Annotated in this window: 3 protein-coding genes; all 3 read left to right on the forward strand. The window is 65.8% G+C overall.

The features are described 5' to 3' along the window. Positions 1-1,337 (forward strand): pseudouridine synthase (locus EN906_RS26525; RefSeq protein WP_164777370.1); only part of this gene is annotated, 1,337 nt, incomplete at its 5' end. Further along, positions 1,334-1,888, forward strand: coding sequence for a 16S rRNA (guanine(966)-N(2))-methyltransferase RsmD (gene rsmD / locus EN906_RS26530; protein WP_127266868.1), 555 nt, complete (start codon positions 1,334-1,336; stop codon positions 1,886-1,888). The genes EN906_RS26525 and rsmD, both read left to right, overlap by 4 nt. A gap of 139 nt (positions 1,889-2,027) precedes the next feature. Further along, on the forward strand, positions 2,028-3,416 hold the full coding sequence (locus tag EN906_RS26535) for a pitrilysin family protein (RefSeq protein WP_127266867.1): 1,389 nt from the start codon (positions 2,028-2,030) through the stop codon (positions 3,414-3,416). Positions 3,417-3,680: the final 264 nt, after the last annotated feature.

Genomic DNA, 3,680 nt, shown 5'->3' on the forward strand with positions numbered 1-3,680 from the left:
AGCGGCTGGCCCGCGCCGGCCTGGCCTCGCGCCGCGATGCCGAGGAGCTGATCGCCGCCGGCCGCGTCAAGGTCAATGGCCGCGCCCTGACTTCGCCGGCCTTCAACGTCATGCCTGATGACATCATCCATCTCGACGGCATGGAAATCCCGCCGATCGAGCGCACCCGGCTGTTCCTGTTCCACAAGCCGGCCGGCGTCGTCACCACCAACCGCGATCCCGAGGGCCGCAAGACCGTCTTCGACGTGCTGCCGGCTGAATTGCCGCGGCTGATGACCATCGGCCGGCTCGACATCAACACCGAAGGCCTGCTGCTGCTCACCAATGATGGCGGCCTCTCGCGCGTGCTCGAACTGCCGGCCACCGGCTGGCTGCGCCGCTATCGCGTGCGCGTCCACGGCAAGGTCGAGGAAAGCGCGCTTGCCGGCCTGCGTGAAGGCATTGCCGTCGACGGCGTGTTCTACGGTGCCATCGAAGCGACGCTCGACCGTGAGCAAGGCACCAATGCCTGGCTGACGATCGGCCTGCGCGAGGGCAAGAACCGCGAAGTCAGAAACATTCTTGGCTCGCTCGGCCTCGACGTGACGCGGCTGATCCGCATCTCCTACGGGCCGTTCCAGCTCGATGACCTCGCCGAGGGCCATGTGCTCGAGATCAAGGGCAGGGTTCTGCGTGACCAACTCGGCGAGCGCCTGGTCGAGGAATCCGGCGCCAATTTCGACGCCGATGTCACCAAGCCGTTTTCCAACAAGCCGGTGCGGCGCACCGAAGTTCGCGAGCCGGAGCCGGAGCGGCCGAAATTCACCCGCGACGGTGAGCGCCGCCCGATCGGCGAGGGCGGTTTGATCAAGAACCGCAAGCGCCGCGAAGGCAGCCGCGACGAGGCGCTGGGCAAACTGTCGACAAGTCCCGACAGAAGCGCGGAGAAGAGTTTTGGCGAACGCGGCCCGCGCCCCGAACGCAGCTTTGGCGACAAGCCGCGCGGCAATTTTGGCGACAAACCGCGCGGTGGCTTCGGCGACAAGCCGCGTGGTGCTTTTGGCGGCAAGCCGGGCGGTGGCAAAAAGTCCGAGCGCGAGCAGCGGCCGATCGAGCCGCCCGGCCAGCGCAAGGCCAATGTCTGGATGGCACCGGGCGCGCGGCCGATCGGCAAGGGCAGGGCCGACGCCGATGCCGCCAAGGCGGCTGAAGCCAAGGCGCGCAAGGCATCGTTCAAGCCGTCTTATGGCAAACCCGCCGGTGCAAGACCGTTCGGCAAGCCGAGAGGCGAACGTCCGGGCGGGGCTGGCGGCGGTGAGCGTCCGCGCAATGGTCCCCGAGGCCCCAAAGCGAGATGAGAATCGTCGGTGGTGAGTTTCGCGGGCGTCCGCTGGCGACGCCGCGCTCGAGCGCCATTCGTCCGACGACCGATCGCACCCGCGAGGCGGTCTTCAACGTGCTGGCGCATCGCTTTGCCGCGCAATTGGACGGCGCGCGCGTGCTCGACCTGTTCGCCGGCACCGGTGCGCTGGGGCTCGAGGCGCTGTCGCGCGGTGCCTCCTACGGCGTCTTCATCGAGGAATCGGCCGAAGGCCGTGGCCTGATCCGCGACAATGTCGAAGCCTTCGGCCTGACCGGCCGCACCAAGATCTTCCGCCGCGATGCCACCGGCCTTGGCGAAGCGGGCACGCTGGCGCCGTTCGGCCTCGTCTTTGCCGACCCGCCCTATGGCAAGGGCCTTGGCGAGCGCGCCTTGCAGTCGGCGAAAGCCGGCGGCTGGCTTCGCCCTGGCGCGCTGTGCGTGGTCGAAGAGGCGGCAGTGGCGCCCTTCGAGCCGGGCCCCGGCTTTTCCGTGCTGGACGAGCGCAACTATGGCGAGACCGTCATCCGCTTTATCGAGGCGGCCTGATACGCCTTCGCGATTGGCGGTTCCTCTCCCCCGCTTCACGGGGGCGAGGAACCGAGCTCCGCCTCTAAAATGACCAACAATTAACTTTGCTTGTCGCCAGTACCTTGCCTATCGTCTGCAGACAGAACCGGAGCCGTTGATGACATCCACGATTGAATGGCTGCGCGGAACGCTGTTGGCGTCCTCTTTGGCTTTTGTCATGACCAGCCCGGTGCTGGCCGAGAGCCCCGTCTTGCCCAACACGGTTCCGGCCGAGTTCAAGGTCACGGATTTCCTGCTCGACAACGGCATGGAGGTGGTCGTCATTCCCGACCACCGTGCGCCGATCGTCACCCATATGGTCTGGTACAAGATCGGCAGCGCCGACGAGCCGCCCGGCAAATCCGGCATTGCGCATTTCTTCGAACATCTGATGTTCAAGGCGACGACCAACCATGCGGCGGGCGAGTTCGACCGCGCCATCTCCGATATCGGCGGCTCCAACAACGCCTTCACCTCTTACGACTACACCGCCTTCCACGAGACGGTGGCGCCGTCGGCGCTCGAGCTGATGATGAGCTTCGAGGCCGATCGCATGCGCAACCTCATCCTCACCGACGATGTCATCAAGACCGAGCGCGATGTCATCCTCGAGGAGCGCCGCTCGCGCATCGACAACAGCCCCGAGGCCGTGCTGGACGAGGAGGTCGATGCGACGCTGTGGCAGAACCAGCCCTATCGCATCCCGGTCATCGGCTGGATGCAGGAGATGCAGCAGCTGAACCGCGCCGACGCTGTCGCCTTCTATGACAAATATTACCGGCCCAACAACGCGGTGCTGATCGTTGCCGGCGATGTCGACCCGGACACGGTGCGGGCGCTGGCCGAAAAGACCTATGGCAAGGTGGCGCGCGGCCCCGATCTGCCGCCGCGCATCCGTCCGGTCGAGCCGGAGCAGAACACCAAGCGCACGGTGACGCTCGCCGATGCCCGCGTCAGCGTGCCGAGCTTTTCCACCCAATGGGTGGTGCCGTCCTATCACACAGGCAAGCCGGGCGAGGCGGAAGCGCTCGACCTCTTGGCGGAGATCCTCGGCGGCGGCAATCGCAGCCGGCTCTACCAGGCGCTCGTCGTCCAGCAAGGTATCGCATCCAGCGCCGGCGCCTTTTTCCAGGGCACCATGCTCGACGACACCAACTTCACCGTCTATGGCGCGCCGCGCGGCGATGCTAAAATCTCCGACGTCGAAGCGGCGGTCGATGCCGAAGTGGTGCGCATCGTCAAGGATGGCGTCACGCCATCGGAGCTGGAAAAGGCCAAGGACCGCTATGTCAGGTCGATGACCTTTGCCCGCGACAAGCAGGATTCCATGGCCAACATCTACGGCTCGACGCTGGCCACCGGCGGCAATGTGCAGGACGTCCAGCAGTGGACGGACCGCATCCGCAAGGTCACGACAGACGAGGTCAAGGCCGTCGCCGCGCACTATCTCGTGCTCGCCCGGTCGACCACCGGCTATCTCTTGCCGCAGCAACAGGCGGGGAATTGATTTGATGAAGAGATCGAGCGTTGGCGCTGCCCCCCACCTGCCTGCCGGCATCCTCTCCCCGTACAGTGACGGGGAGAGGGGCGCCGTCATCGCCGGTTTCGCCAATCACCATGGTTGCAAGACGGACGCCGAGGTTGCGGCCAGCCTCCTTCTCCCCGTATAGTGACGGGGAGAAGGGGGCTGGCCGCAATCTCGGCGCCCATCTTGCAACGTTTGTGATTGGCGAAATCGGCGATGGCAGCACCCTTCTCCCCGTCACTATAC

It is taken from the genome of Mesorhizobium sp. M7A.F.Ca.CA.004.06.1.1 (assembly GCF_003999135.1).
Classification (GTDB): Bacteria; Pseudomonadota; Alphaproteobacteria; order Rhizobiales; family Rhizobiaceae; genus Mesorhizobium.